The organism is Bdellovibrio sp. HCB185ZH (assembly GCF_047302455.1).
Classification (GTDB): Bacteria; Bdellovibrionota; Bdellovibrionia; order Bdellovibrionales; family Bdellovibrionaceae; genus Bdellovibrio.
The window spans coordinates 1,375,157-1,394,940 of sequence record NZ_CP178624.1; the positions used below are offsets into that span (position 1 = coordinate 1,375,157).

At 45.6% G+C, this 19,784-nt stretch carries 21 protein-coding genes; 8 read left to right on the forward strand and 13 right to left on the reverse strand.

Annotated elements, in window-relative coordinates; translation table 11 throughout:
• The first annotated feature begins 247 nt into the window (after nt 1–247).
• A complete protein-coding gene (locus ACLSU7_RS06720) occupies nt 248–1,921 on the forward strand; it encodes a peptide ABC transporter substrate-binding protein (protein ID WP_413294789.1) in 1,674 nt (557 codons plus the stop codon).
• Between the two features lie 111 nt (nt 1,922–2,032).
• On the opposite strand, the gene ACLSU7_RS06725 is transcribed toward ACLSU7_RS06720, so the two are convergent.
• Complete coding sequence (locus tag ACLSU7_RS06725) at nt 2,033–2,521, reverse strand: hypothetical protein (protein ID WP_413294790.1); 489 nt, start codon at nt 2,519–2,521, stop codon at nt 2,033–2,035.
• Nucleotides 2,522–2,701: 180 nt separating this feature from the next.
• Between ACLSU7_RS06725 and ACLSU7_RS06730 the strand changes: the two genes are divergently transcribed.
• Nucleotides 2,702–3,646, forward strand: coding sequence for a lipid A deacylase LpxR family protein (locus tag ACLSU7_RS06730; RefSeq protein WP_413294791.1), 945 nt, complete (start codon nt 2,702–2,704; stop codon nt 3,644–3,646).
• 10 nt (nt 3,647–3,656) lie between these two features.
• On the opposite strand, the gene ACLSU7_RS06735 is transcribed toward ACLSU7_RS06730, so the two are convergent.
• The 8 genes from ACLSU7_RS06735 to ACLSU7_RS06770 form a co-directional block, all read right to left on the reverse strand.
• Nucleotides 3,657–4,226: a hypothetical protein gene (locus ACLSU7_RS06735; RefSeq protein ID WP_413294792.1), complete on the reverse strand. Its 570-nt coding sequence runs from the start codon at nt 4,224–4,226 to the stop codon at nt 3,657–3,659.
• A complete protein-coding gene (locus ACLSU7_RS06740; protein WP_413294793.1) occupies nt 4,223–5,242 on the reverse strand; it encodes a hypothetical protein in 1,020 nt (339 codons plus the stop codon). The genes ACLSU7_RS06735 and ACLSU7_RS06740 overlap by 4 nt, the downstream gene beginning before the upstream one ends.
• Nucleotides 5,233–5,967: a hypothetical protein gene (locus ACLSU7_RS06745; protein WP_413294794.1), complete on the reverse strand. Its 735-nt coding sequence runs from the start codon at nt 5,965–5,967 to the stop codon at nt 5,233–5,235. The genes ACLSU7_RS06740 and ACLSU7_RS06745 overlap by 10 nt, the downstream gene beginning before the upstream one ends.
• 90 nt (nt 5,968–6,057) lie before the next feature.
• The gene (locus tag ACLSU7_RS06750; protein WP_413294795.1) at nt 6,058–7,095 is read right to left on the reverse strand and encodes a CapA family protein; all 1,038 of its coding nucleotides are present in this window, start codon (nt 7,093–7,095) and stop codon (nt 6,058–6,060) included.
• A 108-nt stretch (nt 7,096–7,203) separates the two neighbouring features.
• Nucleotides 7,204–8,283: a substrate-binding domain-containing protein gene (locus ACLSU7_RS06755; protein WP_413294796.1), complete on the reverse strand. Its 1,080-nt coding sequence runs from the start codon at nt 8,281–8,283 to the stop codon at nt 7,204–7,206.
• A gap of 62 nt (nt 8,284–8,345) precedes the next feature.
• Nucleotides 8,346–8,615 carry a hypothetical protein gene (locus ACLSU7_RS06760; protein ID WP_413294797.1) on the reverse strand — a complete coding sequence of 90 codons (270 nt, stop codon included), beginning with the start codon at nt 8,613–8,615 and terminating at the stop codon, nt 8,346–8,348.
• A gap of 72 nt (nt 8,616–8,687) precedes the next feature.
• Nucleotides 8,688–9,068 carry a YbaN family protein gene (locus tag ACLSU7_RS06765; protein WP_413294798.1) on the reverse strand — a complete coding sequence of 127 codons (381 nt, stop codon included), beginning with the start codon at nt 9,066–9,068 and terminating at the stop codon, nt 8,688–8,690.
• A gap of 11 nt (nt 9,069–9,079) precedes the next feature.
• On the reverse strand, nt 9,080–10,267 hold the full coding sequence (locus tag ACLSU7_RS06770) for a hypothetical protein (RefSeq protein ID WP_413294799.1): 1,188 nt from the start codon (nt 10,265–10,267) through the stop codon (nt 9,080–9,082).
• A 228-nt stretch (nt 10,268–10,495) separates the two neighbouring features.
• On the opposite strand from ACLSU7_RS06770, the gene ACLSU7_RS06775 reads away from it, so the two are divergent.
• Both ACLSU7_RS06775 and ACLSU7_RS06780 read left to right on the forward strand, forming a co-directional pair.
• Entirely contained in the window at nt 10,496–12,004 is a 1,509-nt protein-coding gene (locus ACLSU7_RS06775) for a class I SAM-dependent methyltransferase (RefSeq protein WP_413294800.1), read from the forward strand.
• 8 nt (nt 12,005–12,012) lie between these two features.
• Complete coding sequence (locus tag ACLSU7_RS06780; RefSeq protein ID WP_413294801.1) at nt 12,013–13,449, forward strand: adenylate/guanylate cyclase domain-containing protein; 1,437 nt, start codon at nt 12,013–12,015, stop codon at nt 13,447–13,449.
• Here the strand turns inward: ACLSU7_RS06780 and ACLSU7_RS06785 are convergent.
• Both ACLSU7_RS06785 and ACLSU7_RS06790 read right to left on the reverse strand, forming a co-directional pair.
• Nucleotides 13,446–13,940, reverse strand: a complete 495-nt coding sequence (locus tag ACLSU7_RS06785) for a DUF2846 domain-containing protein (protein WP_413294802.1) — start codon at nt 13,938–13,940, stop codon at nt 13,446–13,448. The genes ACLSU7_RS06780 and ACLSU7_RS06785 overlap by 4 nt on opposite strands.
• 348 nt (nt 13,941–14,288) lie before the next feature.
• On the reverse strand, nt 14,289–16,550 hold the full coding sequence (locus ACLSU7_RS06790) for an aconitate hydratase (RefSeq protein WP_413294803.1): 2,262 nt from the start codon (nt 16,548–16,550) through the stop codon (nt 14,289–14,291).
• 89 nt (nt 16,551–16,639) lie between these two features.
• Here ACLSU7_RS06790 and cobB point away from each other — a divergent pair, with 89 nt between their 5' ends.
• The 3 genes from cobB to ACLSU7_RS06805 all read left to right on the forward strand — a co-directional run bounded on the left by cobB (nt 16,640) and on the right by ACLSU7_RS06805 (nt 18,002).
• On the forward strand, nt 16,640–17,350 hold the full coding sequence (gene cobB, locus ACLSU7_RS06795; RefSeq protein WP_413294804.1) for a Sir2 family NAD+-dependent deacetylase: 711 nt from the start codon (nt 16,640–16,642) through the stop codon (nt 17,348–17,350).
• 78 nt (nt 17,351–17,428) lie between these two features.
• Entirely contained in the window at nt 17,429–17,689 is a 261-nt protein-coding gene (locus ACLSU7_RS06800; RefSeq protein WP_413294805.1) for a type II toxin-antitoxin system RelE family toxin, read from the forward strand.
• Between the two features lie 13 nt (nt 17,690–17,702).
• Nucleotides 17,703–18,002, forward strand: a complete 300-nt coding sequence (locus ACLSU7_RS06805) for a helix-turn-helix transcriptional regulator (protein WP_413294806.1) — start codon at nt 17,703–17,705, stop codon at nt 18,000–18,002.
• Here ACLSU7_RS06805 and ACLSU7_RS06810 read toward each other — a convergent pair.
• Complete coding sequence (locus ACLSU7_RS06810; protein ID WP_413294807.1) at nt 17,999–18,559, reverse strand: hypothetical protein; 561 nt, start codon at nt 18,557–18,559, stop codon at nt 17,999–18,001. The genes ACLSU7_RS06805 and ACLSU7_RS06810 overlap by 4 nt on opposite strands.
• 141 nt (nt 18,560–18,700) lie before the next feature.
• Nucleotides 18,701–19,024: a hypothetical protein gene (locus ACLSU7_RS06815; protein ID WP_413294808.1), complete on the reverse strand. Its 324-nt coding sequence runs from the start codon at nt 19,022–19,024 to the stop codon at nt 18,701–18,703.
• A gap of 210 nt (nt 19,025–19,234) precedes the next feature.
• On the opposite strand from ACLSU7_RS06815, the gene ACLSU7_RS06820 reads away from it, so the two are divergent.
• The gene (locus tag ACLSU7_RS06820; RefSeq protein WP_413294809.1) at nt 19,235–19,777 is read left to right on the forward strand and encodes a hypothetical protein; all 543 of its coding nucleotides are present in this window, start codon (nt 19,235–19,237) and stop codon (nt 19,775–19,777) included.
• Nucleotides 19,778–19,784 lie beyond the last annotated feature (7 nt).

Here is a 19,784-nt window from a genome sequence, read left to right on the forward strand (position 1 = left end):
GTTCCTCTCTCTCCATCTCGGCAGTGTCTCTGGCCCTCTGTAGAAATCTCCAATGCGGAGGGCCTTTTATCAGAAATGAAGGGTAGATTCTATTCATAACAAAGTTATCACGTGCATCTGCAAATGAATGTGTAACCCGAATAAATCACCCACCTCCCACCGAATCAACGGTGGGAGATTTTTTGTTTAGAGTTGCCATTATCTTTGCTCGAAAGATATAGTTTTCTATCGACGAAGGAGTCCACGGATGATCCGCAACGGAGTTTTATTTTCTCTGACCATCTCTGCAACTTTTTCTTCTGTAGCCTGGAGTGCTCCGAAAGAAGAACTTAAAATCGCGGTGAACGCAGAATTCGACACGATCCACCCGATTGTTAACACCATGGCAGCTGGTGGCCTGATCCAAGATGCGATCATGCGTCCTTTAGTGATGATCATGCCCGATGGAAAACCTAAAGCCGTCCTGATCAAAGAGATCCCGACCCTTGAAAACAAAAAGGCGCAGTTGTTCACGGATAAAACCGGCACACGTCTGAAAGCAGATCTGGAATTTATCGACGCTCAATGGGGCGATGGCAAACCTGTTTCATGCAAGGATCTAGAGGCTGGCTGGAAGATTGGCAGTAACGAATTGGTGGCAACACCGAATCGCGACGATTATGCGAACGTCAAAGATCTGATGATTGATAAAGCGAATCCTAAAAAGTGTACGATTGTTTTTGATAAACCGGCCTACAACTTTTACGTGTCCTTCCCTCGCCTGCTTCCGGCGCATTTGGAAATGCCAGTTTTTGAAAAATACAAAGGACAAGTACTGTCCTATGAGCGCAACTCCCTGTATGCGACTAAAATAACAGAGCCTGGCTTGTATAATGGCCCTTACCGCGTCAGTGAACTAAAACAAGGCAGCCACGTCGTCCTTGTTCCCAATGAAAAGTTTTATGGCAAGAAGCCGTACTTTAAAAAAGTAGTCTTTAAGTTCATTTTGAATTCCACATCAATGGAAGCAAATCTTATGAGCGGAAATGTCGACATGACTTCTTCGTCGGGAATGAGCTTTGATCAGACCTTGGCGTTTAATAAAAAAGTAAAGTCCCAGAATCTGCCGTATGAAGTAAGGTATGTTGCTGGATCCATGTACGCGCATATTGAATTAAATTTGGACAATCCCATTTTAAAAGATCTGAAGGTTCGCCAAGCCCTGAACTATGCTTTCAATCGTGCGGAAATGGCAAAATCCTTTTTTGATGGCAAGCAGCCTCCAGCAATTCACTTCGCTACACCTTTTGACGAGTGGTACACCGCTGATCCAAAGCTTGTGACGCTATATCCATATAGCCGCATTAAAGCCCAACGTCTGCTCGATGAGGCCGGATGGAAAATGGGAGCGGACGGCTATCGTTATAAAGACGGTAAAAAGATGACTCTAACGATGACCAACGTTGCCGACAACAAGATGAACGAAATGATTGCGGTCTACCTGCAAAATCAGTGGAAACAGCTTGGACTCGAGGTCACACTAAAGAGTTTCCCAGGCCGAGTCTTCTTTGGTGAAATCCTCCGCCAAAGAAAATTTGAAATGGCAGCACTTACGTGGGTCGAATCCCCGAATATGGTTCCTCTAGGAACGATGAGTTCAACTATGGTTCCATCCAAAGAAAACGGATGGTCAGGACACAATCGTTCGGGCTGGAGAAATAAAGAAGTCGATAAATTATTAGAACAAGCAACTCAAGAATTTGATTCCAAGAAACGCACAGATATCATGCGCAAGATTTTAAAAGCCTATACTGATGAGCTACCCCAGCTCCCAAGCTATTATCGCTCGAACACATCCATCATTCCCAAAGGCCTTAAAGGCTACGAAATGACCGGACACAATAACAGCGAATACCTACAAATCGAAAACTGGCACTTCTAAGGTAACAGTTCCCTTTTCGTACTGCTGCGCACGACGAAAAGGGAACTGTTACTTCAAAAAAAAGCCCGCTGGTTAAGCGGGCTTTTTAACATTTCCAGATTAACTAATTAATTAGTTAACAGATGCGTTTTCGCAAGTTGGAACTGTGTATGATTTAACGAAAGCCAAACGAGCTGGAGCTTCGTTACCAACTTGAGTGTAAACTTTTACGTTAACAGTCATTGGGTATGTGCCAGTGTAAACTACGTCTTTGCAAACTGTTTTGTCACCTTTAGTTTGGTCACAGAAAGATTCTTTGTGAGTGTAGTTGATAGAAGTAGAAAGAACTTCAGAACCAACAACTTTGAATTCAGTGCGACCGTTTTGGTTAGTTGGTTGAACAACTTCAACGATGTCTACTGGTTTTTGAGTGCGAAGAGTGTCACCGTCACGGCAAACGAAAGTGTAATCAATAGCGCGGCCCATGTATACAGCTGGAGCTACGATTTGATATGGACCTTTAGCTGCGAAGATTTCTTCCCAAGAAGAGTTTGCAGAGATAGCTGCGTTAGCAGTTTGACCAACGATAAGAGCGGCGATAGCAAGGATCATGTTTTTCATTTAATTCTCCTGTTTTGGAATTACGTTTTTGTTGTGCGCCGATAAATGCCCTCGATTACGCACAAAGACAATTCGATTTTAGCCGCCGCGTAAATTTCACCTTATTTATGAAATCTTTGCACTTAACTACCCGTGTTAATTACACTGATGATATAAAAGTCGTAATAATCACGAGGACTTGTGACTTCAAAAATAACTTTGGTCATTCTTATTTACATTCTTCTGCCTATATTTTCAGCACGCGCTGAGAGTGGCGGAAGACAGATTATTTTAGATATTGGGAATGACTATTTCACAGGCCCCGAGCACACCGATCGCCATCTCACAAACAACATTTCTGTCGGTGTTATTCAAAGTGGACTCTTTGGTTTTACGAGTGGTTTAGAGAATCAATTTTCTGACTCGCAAAAACTTTACTCCTCTATCGCACTCTCTCAATTTATCTATACGCCTGAAGATACCAAGCGTGCGATTCCTGACCCTTCGGATCAGCCTTATGCCGGTTGGTTGTTTCTAACAACAACACTTGGAGCGCGCGAAAATAATCTTTTAAATACTTACGGCATCGACGTGGGCGTGGTTGGGCCTGCATCACTCGCAGAAGAAACTCAAAATTTTTATCACCGACTTATTGGTGTCGCAGAAGCACAAGGTTGGGATCATCAGCTTCACAATGAATTGGGTCTTAACTTAAAAATCAAACAAGCCGTAATGCCTTATCGTTACGAAGACAGCTCTGACTTTATATACTTTTATGGTGGCTCCCTGGGGAACGTGGATACACACCTGGAAGTGGGAGCAATTCTTCGTTGGGGTTATAATATCCCTGATGATATGGGTTACAGAGCGATCAATGCCTATGACGGCAACTTCTCGATCTTTTCCGTTTTCCGTATCTATGAAAAGCTCGTAGCCCGGGATATCTTTCTGGATGGCAACTCCGATGGCAACAGCCCCTATGTTGAAAAACGCCCCTTGGTCACTGCAGGCAGCATGGGCTTTGTTATTCGTATCGTCGATGTTGAGCTAGGCTATAGCTACGAGATGAGCACGAAGCGTTTTAAAACTCAGACCTCGGCCGATGACCGAGGTAATGTGTCTTTAAGTTATCAACGGGGCTTTTAAAAAATAGCGGCTAAAAAGAATAGCTGATCGCTAAGACCGTATTCACCGTACCTAAGAATACAAACACGGGCTTTACGTCCCCGTTCGTCTCTCGGGATGCACTATAAAAGTTTGCGACTGCAATCAGGGAGTGAGTGACGACGCGAATCCAGCGACGGGCCTCGCGCTTATCGTGCTCTTTTTCCAGATACTTTTGCAGGATGCGGTTTTTTTCCTGAACAGAGATATTTGAATTTTCTAAAGCGTAAAAGAAGCTATCGTATTCGTTGCCGGTCCAATAGTGGCTTGCACCCAAACCAATCGCTGCGATACCTACCGTTGAGGTCAAAGCGTATACGCTGCGACTTAAAGGGTCGTTAGAAAGATCATAACCGATCACACCACCCACTGCGGCGATACCCCCGGAGATCATGTAGCTTAACCCCAGACGCTCGTCTTCCTCTTGTTGTTCTTTGATGAACTGACGGAACTCTGACCACTCGGGTAAGCCTTGATAATGACCGTCATCACTCATGTAAGCCTTCGCTTGCATAGTATAAGACGTCACGGAAATAAGGAGCATCACGATAAGCGATCTCACAACGTCACCCCGAATGAAATATAAACACCGCTGTCACGGTCTTGCCCCCAATAGGAAAGACCACTGGTGATGTTCTTATAGCCCAGCAAAAAGCCAGCAGAGTGATCACGCTGACCACCACTTAAAGCCAATTGCAAAATACCGATTTTATAAGCCATCGCCGCGCGCACCGCTTCTTGCCAGTGCTGTGTATCTGCACCCACTGCGACTTGCGTGCCCACTTCAAAAACACCCAAGCCCACGGGAGGCTTGATCGAAGCCCCTAGCATGCCTTGCGGTTTTACGGGATACTGTTCAGATTTTTCATTGGCAAATCCCCACTGCGAAAACATCGCAGAGACTTGTGGTTTCCAAACTTCATCATCCCAGGAATACACGAATCCAGGCTCGATATAAAAAAGATCCTGAGTGCGAGCTCTGAAGATTTCTTCGGAATCATCCGCCAACGCTTCCGTTAGCATGATGTAGTTACCGACGAACTTGACATGCGTATAGCGCAGCTGAATACCCGCATAAAAATTGTGGCTCACGTAAGAGGAAAATTGCAGTTTAAGGCTTTTCTCTTCAGCGCCAATAAAATTCACTGCTGGCAAAGAAGAGTTATGTATGTCGGTGTAAAATACCAAGCGATAGGGCTCAACTGATAAACCCCAAGTTCTTGCTTGAAATGCGGCTTCCAAAGAAGCTTCTGCCTGGGAGGCTTCTCTTCGCGAGAAGATTCTGTTCACTTGTTCCGGGGTGGCGTGACCATTCACCATGTCGTCAACGTCACTGAGGTAATCCATGTTAGTACCCAAGAACAAATCACTGTCGAAGCGCTTTTTGTCGTTCTTAGCGATGAAGGCCGGATTGCACGGAAGACCGCGCTCGATGCTATCCATCGAATAGCAAGTCGTACCGAAAGTTCTAAATAAAAAGCGCGTGCCGCCGTCGCGTAAGTATGCGGGCAAAGGACCTGCCAGGGCAATCGAAGTCGAAGTTAAAGTAAGCAGAAGGAACGTGACTCTTAAAAGCATTGCTCCCCCACAGGGATAGAAACTGCTTTCATCTGCACTTTGGCCTCAGACAGCTGCGCGCGATATTGCTTAAGCTCGTCGACTTTTTTCGGGAAGGCTTTTTCTAAATCACTCCCCAGGCTTTCAAGGGAGTTAATAACTTTCTCGCACCAGCTCCACCAAGGGCGAATATCCTGCACGCAAAGTTTTTTATCGCTGTTTTGGGTCGTCTGCAGATTCCAGGAGATAATCCCCTCACCCACATTGGCCTTTAAGACCACCACGCGAAGGATCGCACTGTAAAGCCTCGCACCGGCGTTGTCAGTCTCAGCCAATATACCCACGGCTTTTTCCAAGTCTTTGCGACCTGTTGACGTGACGTTAGGAACTTGCTCCCACTGAGCTAAGAATTTTTCTAGGTTATGAATCACTTCGTTGGTTTGTTCCGAGAAGTTTAAATTCTGAATCTGAAGGCGCATCACGGGACGATGTTGAACGACGACGAAGTTATAGATGTTTTCAATGCGAATACCAGCGCGAGCGGCGTAAGCAGAGGCTAAGGCCATACGCACTTGCGGGTGATTGTCTTCCTTCAAAAGCTTTTGAAAGTACGCAATAGCTTGATCGTAGTTTTGCTGATCGAGGTATTCAAAACCACGATTCATTTTTTGCTCGCGCGTCTCTGGTTTTTCAGAGGAGCACGAAGCCAAAACAGCAATCAAAAGTAAGAGGGGAATCCAACGCATAATGCCGCAGATAGTAATCTTTCGCGTCCAAAATTTAAATAGAGCAAAACAGAAATATAGTTATTTCATACTAGGGTTACAGGGACGCAACTAGCGTGGATGAATCATACTTGTGCTGGGGTCAAACAGTGGAGCTGTGCCTGGGAAATCCTGATAGGACAGGCTTTGCATAAGTTTATAAGCGCCCTGGTTTTTATCGTAGATCACGCCTTGCTCGCGGTTTTGGATGAAGGATGTGATCGACCCTTTCAGTAACTTACCTTGCGGATCTAATTTAACCAGCAATAACGGGGCAAGCCCGGCAGTACCCAGCACATTAATGCCTCTTTCGGTCGCGAAATTTCCCAAGCTATAAACGACCAGGCGGCCTTTATAAACTTCCAAGCCGCGAGGAACGTGCGGCCCATGCATCAGAATCAGACTTGCACCTGCATCGATTGCACCGCGAGCAAAGGCAACGGAGTTGCCGCGATTCTCGCCCATATAATACTCGGTCATATTGGGAGTTCTGATAGCATCCGATCCTTCACTCCCCGCGTGAGAGGAAACAATCACCACGTCGAAACGTTTTTTGAGTTCGCGAATTTCTTGATAGGTTTTTTCGGGAGCAGAGATACTGCGAGAGCCAGGATAAAAATCCGTCGCAATCAAAGCCACGCGAATTCCGCGCACCAAAAACTGCGCGACTTCCATCCCTTTTTTTGTGGAGTACTGGATTTGATAGGAGCGAAGAGTCTGCTGAGTAGAATAAAGTCCTTCAGAACCAAAATCCATCGCATGATTATTGGCTAAGCTAACAACGTTAAATCCTGCGTTTGCAAATGTGCGCGCAAATTCCGTGGGCGTGCGAAATAAGTGACGATTGGAGCCTTCGCTTTTTGCTCCTGCACCTTTTTCTCCATCAAACAAAGTGCCTTCGAAATTTGCGAAACGGATGTCGCCGGTTTTGATGTAACCTTCAGAATATTTGAAAAGCTTTCGACCCTGATCATTGGGAAGTTTGTCGGTGGGATAATCAGTTCCCAGCATCACATCGCCCACGGCTGAAATCGTCACAAAGGATTCCTCTGCGGCAAAAGCTTTCACTGAAATGAGGGCGAAAATGAAAAGAACAAACAGCTTATTCATGGCTGCCAAATTATACTTTATCCAACGAGTGTTCGCTCCTTTCGGGAAAGCTTTCAGCATTCTTTTCAGGAGTGTCTAAAAAGCTGACAGATAGGGATACGAAACTAACTAGGGCGTGGGTTCCTTTTGCTTGGCGCGGCCGGGATACCAGATGGTGGTGTAAGCGCTTTGATAGGGAATGCGCTCTTCGATGTTTCCGTTTTTTTGCTCTTCTGTAATTTTCTTGGTAATAACGAGGGGCTCGGTGGCATAGCCGCTGGGGGGCTCCCCTGCGAATGCACGGTTAAGTTCGTCGGCTATCTGCCAGCCTTGAGTTTGTAAAGGTTCTGCCACCGTGACTAATTGAGGGGTTTTAGTGGAGCCCACCCGGTTGATTGCTTCAATGGAGCCGTCCCCTGCGCCGATCCCGACGATGTCATTGCGGTTAATACCCTTTAATGCCTCTGCCATGTAGTCAAAATAAAGATCGTTGATCGCTAAGGTGTGAGTCCACGTTTTCCCGAAGCGTTGGTTCCAGGATTTAACGAGATGTTCGATTTCCCTGTCGGAATTTGAAATCGCGACGTCCTCGACAGCAATCAATTTAAAATCACGCATGGACTCGATGGCCTTTTTCATCGAAAGAGTTTTTAAAGTCGCAATCGCATAATCACGGTCTGTCAGAATGATGACACCACCGGGTTTTTTTCCAAAGTGTTGCAGTTGTCCGGCGGCAGCTTTAGCGACGTCCACGGGGTCTGTCGAAACATTGACGAACATATCTTCCGTCACACCCGCTTTGGCAGAAGCATGCCAACCGACGACTTTAATACCTTTTTTTTGTGCTCGTTTTAGGATTTCGCGAAAGTCGGCTCCGTCAAAACCGCCCAGCACGATTCCATCGGTGGCTTTAGATAAAGAACTTTTAAGTGCCGCCTGCACGCAGCTTTTCTTACCGGCACAATCTATCAAGAGGACTTGCCATTTTAATTCTTGGGCGGCTCGTTGAAAAGAATCACTGACGGCCTTCACGCCGCCATTCCGTAAATTCGAAGCGACGAAAAGAATTTTTTTATGGGTTTGAGCCGGAGGGCCGTTGTCAGGAAGTGCAAAGGCCTGCGCAGTAAATAAACAAAAAATCATTCCAATTTTGAAAATGATCTCAAGAATTCTGTTGTGTGGACTTACAAGGCGAAAAACCTTTTTCATCCATTCAATTTTCTAGCTTTGCGTAAATTGAATCAAAATCAATCAGAAGTGAATGTAACAGATCAAAGCATCTTTTTGAGTTCTGCCTGGTCTTCCTTGCTTGCGGGAACTAACCACTCTGCTGGAACGTGCTCTGTGACATAGGCCCAGGACTGTTTTAGCATCGGCTTTGCCAAGGGCTTTTTATGCAGGTCCTTTAGCAACTGCAGATGACGAAGCAAAATCGTGCGCGTGGGTTTATAAAACCCTTCGTCGTCTTTGCCGGCATTGGTGATGTCTTCCGAGTCTTCGGCTTTTTGAATAAGGTCTGTGAAGAATTGCTCTAGGCTCATAAGTTCATTGAACGGATTCTTTGATTCCGTGTCAAACCCTGTCCATGTAAGAAAACTGACGATGGTTATTAATCAAATTTCATTGCGAGTGGCGATGAACACAGACACCGTCAAAAGCAAAAGAGTGAGTGACGTCACTAAATAAGTTTGAGGTACTCTCCACCAGATGATTCCCAGTGAAATGAGGATCATGGTGATTGCAACGACCTTGGTTTTTCTGGAAATGGCTTTGTTGCGATCCCAGTCGGTCAAGGCTTTGCCAAATAAGGGCTGACGATAGAGCCAGGCATGAGCCTTTTCGGAGCTTCGTAGAAAGCACCAGGCCGATAACAAAATAAATGGCGTCGTGGGAAGTACGGGCAGAAAAGCGCCAATGATACCGAGAACAAGGGACACCGTTCCCAGCACCAGAAGGGCACTTCGGAGCACTGGGTTTTTAACGATGCCGGGCATGGGTGATATCCTTATCCTGCTGTTGCGAATACAGCAGAACACAAAGTAGGGCGTCTCATCAAGTGAGTCTTGTAAGCAATCGCCTTAAAGATATCAACGAAGCGGAAAGTGACAGCTTTAAACGTTCCTTTTAAGTCTCCCACCTCAAGACGCACAAAACCTTTAACCAACGGCGACACCGTTACACGGATTAAGGAATGACGTTCAAACTTATTGGTGAAAGTTAAAAGGTCGGCCAATGGCGGAGGTGGCAAACCGATGCTGCTGCTAAGACCTGCTGCAAAATATTCCGGAGAATTCATGCTGAATCCAGGGATTGCTGGCGGATAGAAAGAGCTGCCTTTAAGAGTTTCAGCACCTTCACGATGCCCCATGGTCATCCCGACTTTACCCACTACACCAATAACGGAAATGGCCGCCTTGGTATTATCGAATCTTTCAGAATTATGGAAAAGTTCAAACACGAATGCTTTCTTGGCTTTGTTCATCGCTAAGCTAAAGCCCACTTCTTCTGCTCCGCCAGCGCCTTTTTTCATAACACCGGTTTCAGCGACAATACCTACAGAAACACTTAGTCCAAATTCATTTGAATCAATAAGCAAGGGAGCTTGGGACCACAGTTTATAGTCCATGCCTTTAAGCATGTTTAAAACAGCGCGATCACTTTTTTCACCGAAAGTCAGTTTCTCTTTATCTTGAGTCGGCGTTTCTTTACCGAAGGCTTTTTTTACTTTTACTTTGATAAAGGACATCCCGTCACCGACAACACTCCCTGCACCCAAAGCAAACTTAGTTTTTGTTAGGATTCTTGCGGCACTCGCCAGGAACTGCTCACGAGTTTTCAGGAATTGTTCTTTTCTGTCAGCAGGTAGTCTTTCGTAAGCTTCTAGGGGATTCACTTCTTCGATTTTCCCACCACGAGCTAAAATTTCAGCGCGTACTTTCTCGGGAATCGTCAACCCCAAAGCTTCTTTCATTGCCTCCGCATCTGGATACGCATCCAGCGTGAAAGTCTTGCCATTAACCTCGATGACGGTGTGTTCTTTATCTGTAGTTTGCGCAACCTTGGCAGGATCAAGGGTCTCCTCCACCAAAACCGTATCAACGGTTTCACGTGGACCTTCCTCCACCGCTAGAACATAGCGAGAAGGCATCATCATCAACAAAACGAACAGCATTAATTGAAAGGTATTTTTCATAACTCGGCGGTTTAGTGCAAAGCTCACGCCTTAGGAAATCCTGCCTAAATCTTGGAAAACAGATAGTTTCCATTTGTGAAGACTGTCTAAGGTGACAATTTAAGGCAGTTGTCCGCAAAGACCCATCCCTCTTATGTATGAATCATTCGGTCCCTGTAATACTCATGGGTAAACAAGGATACAATTATTATATTACAAGATGGTTTTCTGCTCATAACCCTCTGAATAATGGCGATAAGAACAAAAGTAGGCCTGCAACACATAGGGAACAACATGAGCAAACAAGCGATGAAACAAGAATTCTTCAGTGTGGTCGCGGATAAACGCAAAAACGTCGTTCGTCAGGATCGCACCGGTTTTGAACCGGGACTTTGCCACCTAACCGTCAATGGATTTCGCTGTGAGGTTTTGAACCTGAGCACCTTTGGGTGCGCGGTGCTTGTCAGTGAATCAGAATACCCCGCGTTCAGAGCAGCCTTTGGTATTCACAACAATCCTGAAGCCACGCTGACATTTAAAGGCATTGAAACTCAAAAAATCAAACTTCGTTGGGTCCGCAATGAGGCGCATGCTGCTTCGACGACATCACAAATGCTTGTCGCTTTTGAAGTGATGGAGGAGCCCCTTCACATTGAGCGCATTCAAGCTCTGCAAACGACTACGACTGTTATTGAGAAACAAACTGAATATGCGATCGCGCTTTCAAAACTTCCGGCTGAATTTAAAAACTATGTCTATGAAATGAAGGACTGGTTAGAGAAACTTAAAATTCAGGTCGACGCTTTAGAGGCCAATGCTCCGAAAGACAGTGTTGAAGAATGTCAGGATTATAAGGCGACGATTGCCACTCAGCTTTCACAGTACTTGGGCCAAGTGATTCCAAGTTCCTATGCAAAAATTCCGGAGTTGATTAAGGATCTTTCCCCAGAGCAGCTGAAGTGGGCCACTGACTTTGCTCGAGAGCAAGTCGGCCATTTGATTTATGGGGCTCCTTTCGCGAGCCGTGCTTATTACAAGCCCCGCGGCTATGCGGGCGATTACGAAATGATGAATCATCTTTATCGCAACGAATTGGTCGGTAAAACCCTCTTTGACCAATGCATGCATAAATACTTTATCGATGAGCCTGCAGGCGCTGCAGTGAAAAACCGCGGCACCTATCTGTTTGGTAAAATCTCGGAACTGGTGCAAGCTTCGCCAAGTGATAAGCCCCTCAAATTTTTATCAATTGCGAGTGGCCCTGCGATGGAACAACAACTCTTCCTTAAAAATAAGAAAGAATTTTACGGCCGTCAGCTTGAGTTCACCTGTCTTGATCAGGATGAGGAATCTCTTAAACACGCGCAGCGCCGCCTGCTGACATTAGAGCGCTCAGTGAAGTCAGGATTCAATTATCGTTTTAATAACATGGCCATTAAGAATGTGATTGCGATGGGCTGCCCAGAGCAAGACTACGACATGATTTACTCTGCAGGACTTTTTGATTATTTCACTGAGCATGTTGCTCACATGGCAGCTAAGCAGATGTTGAACTCAGTGAAAGAGGGTGGACATATTATCATTGGGAACTTCAGCAAAACAAATCCTTGTGTTCCATTTATGGAGCTGATACTGGATTGGCACTTAATTTACCGATCTGAAGAAGATCTTTTAAGAATCTTCAATGGACTTGGCTCCAAAATATGGGTGGAAAAAGAACCACTGGGTGTGAATTTATTTGTAGTCATTAAAAAATAGGATCAGCAGTGTTCGAAACCATGATCACTTCCTCGCAAATGCGCGAGTTTGAAGTGAACGCAGAAATTAGATCGATCGTAAAAGTCATCTCCAATTGGATGGCGATTCCGCTCTATTTGGTCTTCTGGATTGCTGACTGGCTCTATGCCCCTGCACTTAAGTGGGAATTTTTAGCTCTTCGCTTAACTATCATCCCCGTTTGCTTCTTTGGTAAAAAAATGATGGAGCATGAACGCTCGGCGGAGTCCGCACAGTGGATTGCTGCAGCCTATGTCGGTATGGTGGCTCTTCCCATTAACGTCATGATCGGACTGCTGCCAGAAGTAACCACGGTATATTATGCGGGCCTTAATCTGGTAGCACTGGGTGGACTATCCTTTATTCCTTTTACCATGGGCTTTTTCTGCCTGACGACCGCATTTATTTTTGCGCCCTATTTCGGGATCGTGATTTACGGTGCGCATTCGATGAGGGATTGGTCAGGACTTTTGATCAATACTTTTTTTATTTTTGGCTCGGTGGTGATTTGCTATCTGATTCGTTTTTTCCATGAGCGTTTGCGTTTACGAGAAATCAACGCCCGCATCGCTTTAAAAACCGAACTCGCAAATCGCGAAAACATCGTAAAGCGAAAAACTGCGGAAGCGATTCGCTTAAACACTCTTAAGACTCAATTCAGTCCTAAGATTGCCCAAGCTATCTATGATGGGCGCATGGATCTGGAAAAAAGCATTCGTCAGCTCAAAATCTGTGCGATCTTTATCGACATTGTAGATTCAAGTGAACAAGTGGTTCGACTTGATTATCGTAAAGTCGATATCGTCCTGGGCCGCTTTATGGATACGGTGGTATCCATTTTTTTAAAATATGATCTGACGATTGATAAGTTTCAGGGCGACGGCATTATGGCTTTCGCGAACGACACGGATCATAAGGGCGAGTTTATTCAAAAGACCTGTCTTGCAGCTTTGGATGTGCGTGAAGCCCTGTCAAAAGATCAAGAGTTCTATCAATTCAATTGGCAAAAGAAACTGCAGATCAGAATTGGTATCTCTGCCGGAGAAGCGAACGTCGGCTTTTATGGAAATGAAAAATATTTCCGCTCCTACACAGCCATCGGTGCCCCTTTGCCTTTATCTTCACGCTTTGCAGGAGTCGCCTCCCCAGATCAAATTGTCATCGATGCCAATGTCGCTAAAACTTTGGCGATGGATGGATTTGAAATGCACGCGATCGGGAAAATCTCTTTGAAAGGTTTCTCACCCGCAGAACAAAGCCTGTATGAGTTGCTGCAAGCGCCTGCGAGCACCTGGCTTAACTCTGACAAAATCCCCTGCCCTCACTGTGACAATTCCTATCTGAACATAGCGACCAATCAATATGGCCACTATGTGCTAACTTGTTTTCAGTGCAACTATGAAAAATCTGAATTGGAATCGGTCTAAGGCTTAAGACCTTCGCTGTTTGCCGCTGCCGCCAAGCTGTTACCAGTTTTTAAATCTTGAATCAGCTTGCACTCACGCATGCCGGACTTACCAGTTGCCTCATCGACGATTTGCAGCTTGTTACGAGCAATCCACATGCCCATCTTAACTTCCTGCCAAACAAAGTAGTTCTTACCGTTTTCAACTTCGATATCCAGAGTGGATTTGTTTTCCGCTTCAGACATGATCGTGTGTTTACCCTTTGGCAGCGTCATTAACATGTAGGTGTCACCCATGGTTTGCCCACGCATTTCACCATTCACGAAAACATCAATCTTAAGCTGATTCCCCATGAACTCATTACGATAAATATAAACCTGCGCCGCCTTAGGATTTATAGCAAACTGCTTGGCCTGTCCATCCTGCGCAAGACTCGCCATAGGAACCGAGCGACAGCCCACCAACATCAAATTAAAAAGCAAAGCCGCCATTAAAAAACTTTTGATCTTCATAGAACACTCCCCCAGCCAAAATAGTGAAGAAGCAAATTCCAGAAAACAAAAATTTCAAGTTTACCTAGACAATTCCCCGCCAGGCATAATCGGAGCACAAAAAAACCCACAGACTTTCGTTCTGTGGGTTCCAAATAAAATAACCGTGAATCAAGAAGCGATCAAAACGGTTCAGATGCAAGGCGGAGGATGGAACCTGCCACGCAGGCGTACTCCAAGTACGCCGGAGAGCAAGGGCCCGTCCGATTGAAATCGCAGGAAGCGATTTCAAAGCGGAGTCCGCACGATTGGGGGCAGGAGGCCCCCAACACAACGCAGTCAGATGGGCCGTTTTCATCGCTTCGCCTTTTATAGGCCGCGGATCAAGTTTAAGGCACTTCCCGCGCGGAACCATTTCAATTGTTCTGCGTTGTACGTGTGCTTCGCTTCGATAGTTTCAGTTGAACCATCAGCGTGCTTCAAGATCATTTTCACGTTTTTGCCTGGAGCTAGATCTTTAAGATCTACCAGGGAAACTTTGTCAGCTTCTTGGATCTTGTCGTAGTCTTTTGGATTTACGAAAGTCAGAGCCAACACACCTTGTTTTTTCAAGTTTGTTTCATGGATACGTGCGAATGATTTAGTGATAACCGCTGTTGCGCCAAGATGTCTTGGGCACATAGCTGCGTGCTCACGAGAAGACCCTTCACCGTAGTTCTCATCACCAACGATGATCCAGCCTTTGTTAGCTTTTTGGTATTGACGAGCGATTTGAGCGAACTCAACACCAGTTTCACCAGTCAGTTGGTTTTTGCCTTTACCGATTTCACCTGTGAATGCGTTATCCGCACCCAACAACATATTGTTGGAGATGTTGTCCAAGTGACCACGGTAGTTCAACCATTTACCACCCGGAGAGATATGATCCGTTGTACATTTGCCTTTTGCTTTCGCAAGAACCAAGTTGTCAACGAAGTCATTACCATCCCATTTAGTGAATGGAGAAAGAAGTTGCAGGCGATCTGAAGAAGGATTCACTGCTACTTGAGCCGTCGCACCCGCTGGTTTTTGGTAACCTTCAGTGTCAGCGATGAAGCCTTTAGCAGGCAACTCTGGAGCCACTGGAGCTTGCAATTTGATAGAACCTTTTGGTCCAACCAATTCGTCAGTCGCTGGGTTGAAGTCCAAACGACCTGCAAGACCCAAAGCCATTACGATTTCCGGAGAAGCGATGAAAGCCAAAGTTTCAGGGTTCGCATCGTTACGTGCACGGAAGTTACGGTTGAAAGAAGTGACGATTGTATTCTTCTCGCCCGTTTTAACGTCGTCACGTCTCCATTGACCGATACAAGGACCGCAAGCATTCGCAAGAACAGTTGCGCCCACTTCGTTGAACGTCGCCATTTGGCCGTCGCGCTCAATAGTGTTTTGGATTTGTGTAGAACCTGGAGAAACCAAGAATGGAGATTCCATTTTCACGCCAACTTCCATAGCTTGTTTCGCTACGAATGCAGCACGACCGATATCTTCGTAAGAAGAGTTCGTGCAAGAACCGATCAAAGCAGAAGAAATTTTAACTGTGTAACCTTTCTCAGCCACTTCTTTTTTAAGAGCAGAGATCGGACGAGCCAAGTCTGGAGTATGAGGACCCACTAGGTGTGGTTCCAAAGCAGACAAATCGATTTCGTAAACTTCGTCGAAGTATTTACCTGGATTTGCAACAACGTCAGCATCCGCAGACAAAAGATCTTTGTGAGCATCCGCTACAGCAGCCAACTCGTGACGGCCTGTTGATTTAAGGTAAGCAGCCATACGGTCATCGTATGGGAACACAGAGCAAGTCGCACCAAGTTCAGCACCCATGTTTGTGATCGTAGCTTTACCAGTACAAGAGATTGAAGAAGTCCCTTCACCGAAGTACTCAACAACTTTATCCGTACCACCTTTAACGGTCAGCATTCCGCAAAGTTTCAAGATCACGTCTTTGGCAGAAGCCCAACCGCCCAATTTTCCTTTAAGGTGAACACCGATCAATTTTGGATTTTTAACTTCCCATGGAAGACCAACCATAACGTCAGAAGCGTCAGAACCACCGACACCCACTGCACACATACCCAAACCACCCGCATTCGGAGTGTGAGAGTCTGTACCGATCATCAAGCCGCCTGGGAAAGCGTAGTTTTCAAGGATGACTTGATGGATGATCCCGGCGCCTGGTTTCCAGAAACCGATGTTGTAACGAGAAGAAGCTGTCGCCAAGAAGTCATAAACTTCTTTGTTAGTTTGGTTGGCAACAGTCATATCCACGCCCGAGCCTTTGTAAGCTTGGATCAAGTGGTCACAGTGAACAGTTGAAGGAACTGCAGCTTCATCTTTACCTGCAAGCATGAATTGCAACAAAGCCATTTGAGCTGTCGCATCTTGCATTGCTACACGGTCTGGTCTCAAAAGTAGGAAGCTTTCGCCACGAACTAATTCTTGATTTTGTGGGTCGTCCAAGTGACCGAAAAGGATTTTTTCTCCAAGAGTCAAAGGACGGTTCAAACGCTTACCAACAACTGCGATACGTTCAGCTGTCTTCTTGTAAACGTTCTGCACCATTTCCGGTGTAGTTTCGATTTTAGAAGCCATTGTAATTGCCTTTCTGTAAAGAACGCCACATCCTAATGAAAATCAGTTGAAAGCTCAACGAGTTGAGCACCTTGTCACGAGGCATAATTTTGAACACACATCTCTTCAAAAACATCGTGATTCTTACTGGGGCCGGCATTTCCGCCGAGTCAGGCATCCGCACGTTTCGTGATCAAGACGGTCTTTGGGAAGAACATCGAATCGAAGATGTCGCCACTCCCGAGGCTTTTCATAGGGACCCGGCATTGGTTCAACGTTTCTATAATGCGAGACGATCTCAACTGAAAGATCCCAAAGTGCAGCCTAATGCCGCTCATTTCGCTCTGGCAGAGTTGGAAAAGGCCTGGGAGGGTCAGTTCCTTTTGGTCACTCAAAATGTCGACAATCTGCATCGAAAAGCAGGCTCACAAAACCTTCTGCACATGCATGGCCGCTTGGATCAAATCCGCTGCCTGTCTTGCGAAGAGGTGATCCTGTGGGAGGACGACTTAGAGGTAAATGAGAGTTGCCCTCAATGCGGTATCAAGGGAGCATTACGCCCCGACATCGTGTGGTTTGGAGAAATGCCTCACCACATGGACGAAATTTATTTTGCTTTGGAAAACGCCGACATTCTTATTTCCATCGGCACCAGCGGCAATGTTTATCCTGCCGCCGGCTTCGTGCAACTTGCGTGGAAAGCGCGCAAGATTGAAATCAATTTGAAGGACACGGAAATCTCCCGTGCCTTCGAAGAACATCTTGTGGGACCCGCTTCAATTGAAGTTCCGAAGCTCGTTCGCCAAATTCTGGGCGACTAGATTCATTTAAACTGACACCCACCTACTTTTTGCAATCAAGCTCAGCACACATTGATTTTTACGTCAATTTGACGTATTATGGAGTTGAGCTTGATTCGCATAACTTATTCTAGAACCTTTGAGAAACAGCTCAAAAGAGTTCCCAAGTATATCCAAGATAAAGTTGAGTTATGGATTTGGACTATTGAGGATGCGGGGCTTCGAATTATCCAAAGAGCACCAGGACTGCACGATGAGCCCTTGCAAGGCAAACGATGGGGACAGCGGTCCATTCGATTGAATAAAGCCTATCGACTTATATACAGGGTTATCAAAGACGAAGTTCATATAGAACTTTAGGAGGTCCACAAACATGACTACTAAAGGAAAAGATGCTCGTGATCTATTTAAAACGAGACTGACTGTGGCCCGATTTCTTAAAGCATGGCGCTTAAGTGATGAAATGAGTCAGACGGAATATGCGAAGTTCTTGGGGATTTCGGTGCAAAGTCTTTGTGACTTAGAAAAAGGGCGCCGCATTCCTTCCCCTGGAAGAGCCGCGAAAATCGCGAAAAAGATCGGCTACCCTGAACAGGCGCTGATTTCCTTAGCGATTCGCGACTCTTTGTATGCTGACGGGCTTAAATACAACGTTAAGCTTGAAAGTGTTTAATTCAGTCTTGCGTTCTGACCTTGAGCTGCCGCAGGTTTTTGTTGGGGTGCTGGTGGGATTTTACAACTGACAGGGACTTGAGTGTAGGTTTGTCCTGTGAAAGTTGTGACTGATTCCACCACCGCACTCAAGCGGCCATTGCTGTCGGCGGCCGTCGAATCTAGTGTGATTTGAAAATCAAACGGCGAATCCTCTGCCAAAGTTAATCCCGAAATAATATCAGCGGCTTTTGTTGTGGCTGAAATTTCTGTGACGGAACCTGCAAGTTCTGCGTGACTGACTTGTTTGATCGGTTGATTGGAATCATTCAAAGTATAAGTGTCGGCAGCGATATGATTGCTGTTATTTCTTTGCAGCAAAAACTTGACGCCAATTTTAGAAGTGGGAAGAGAAGAGCTTTGGGAATCCGCTGCGGGAGTATAAATACAGCGCAAAACTTCATTCCCCTCCCCTGTACCGGCGGGGCCTCTTTGGGGTGGTTGTTCCTGGGCGCCAATCGCAGCGGCAGTGGCCATTGAGATAAGCGAAAACAATACGGCATTCAATATTCTTTCCATAGTTCTGTTCCTCACAGGCTTAAGCTCACAATCAGTTGTGAGCTCTTAGGTTGAGAATATGAAAACAGCGTTGAAGGACTATGGAAGAATCGAAAAAATAGGAAATAAAAAAGCCGGATTTTAGCCCGGCTTTCTTATTATTTACCAAGCTGAATAGCAGCGAGCTTCTGTGATCGCTTGATCAGCGTCACGAACCATGTACAGGCAACTAGATTCAGACATGTGCAATTGCACGCGAGTATATGGAATGACGTCACCGTTGATATTCACGATTTGAGACGGCATTGCTTCCACACCCAAAACTTTAGGCAAGTTGCACATTTCCTCGAAAGTCACTTTTTCACGAGCAGCGACTGTGTAAAGTGCTTTCAACATGCGATCTGATTTAAATGATGCGCACATATCAGTACCAGCAAACGCTGCGGAAGACAGAACCATAGTTAAAGCCATTGCCATAATACGCATACGGAACTCCTTGTTTTGATATGCGGCGGAACCTACCTGCCCGACCTCGCGGAAACAACGACATGTCCGGATTTCACCGGAAACGAAAGCTCAGTGAGAACCTCCTTACAGATAAACCCCATAGCTGCGCTGCTTCTACAAACAGGACCTGGCACCTTTTGCGGGAGCGGTGCAGCTTGAATTGAGGGCGTGGGGATTTAGGATTTTGGGATGATCAAAATGATTTTGCTTTTTTCACATTTGGTTTTTGCGGCGGGGCCTTCGATTCAGAGTATTGATGGGGATTACATGAAGGCTTGTCACTTGATGGAAGATGATTCTTTGATCAGTCATCTTTCGATCAAAGGGACGCGCTGGAATTTTTCTCATGTGGCTTATGAGGATGATAAATGCACCAAGGCTTATTTGGTCTATGAAGAGACTTACAAAGTAAAGTCAGTAGATCGTGAGATTGATATGACGACGGTTAAGGTGACTTATACAAGCCTTACTGACAATGTTACTGAAGCTTTGAACATGATTAACTGGTGTGGGTTTTCTGATTGGAAAACCAATGAAGCGCGAGTTGTGACCGGTAAGGTATGTGATGAATATAAAGTGCCTGGTGAAGGGAATATTCTGTATACAACTTATCAGGTGAAAGCTCAGACGCCGCTACAAATTTTTATGGGCACCGCCAGTAGTGAACTCGATGGCAAGACTCCGCAAACTCGCTACCAACTAACGGAACGTTTTCCGTTCGTTCAAAAATAGAAAATCG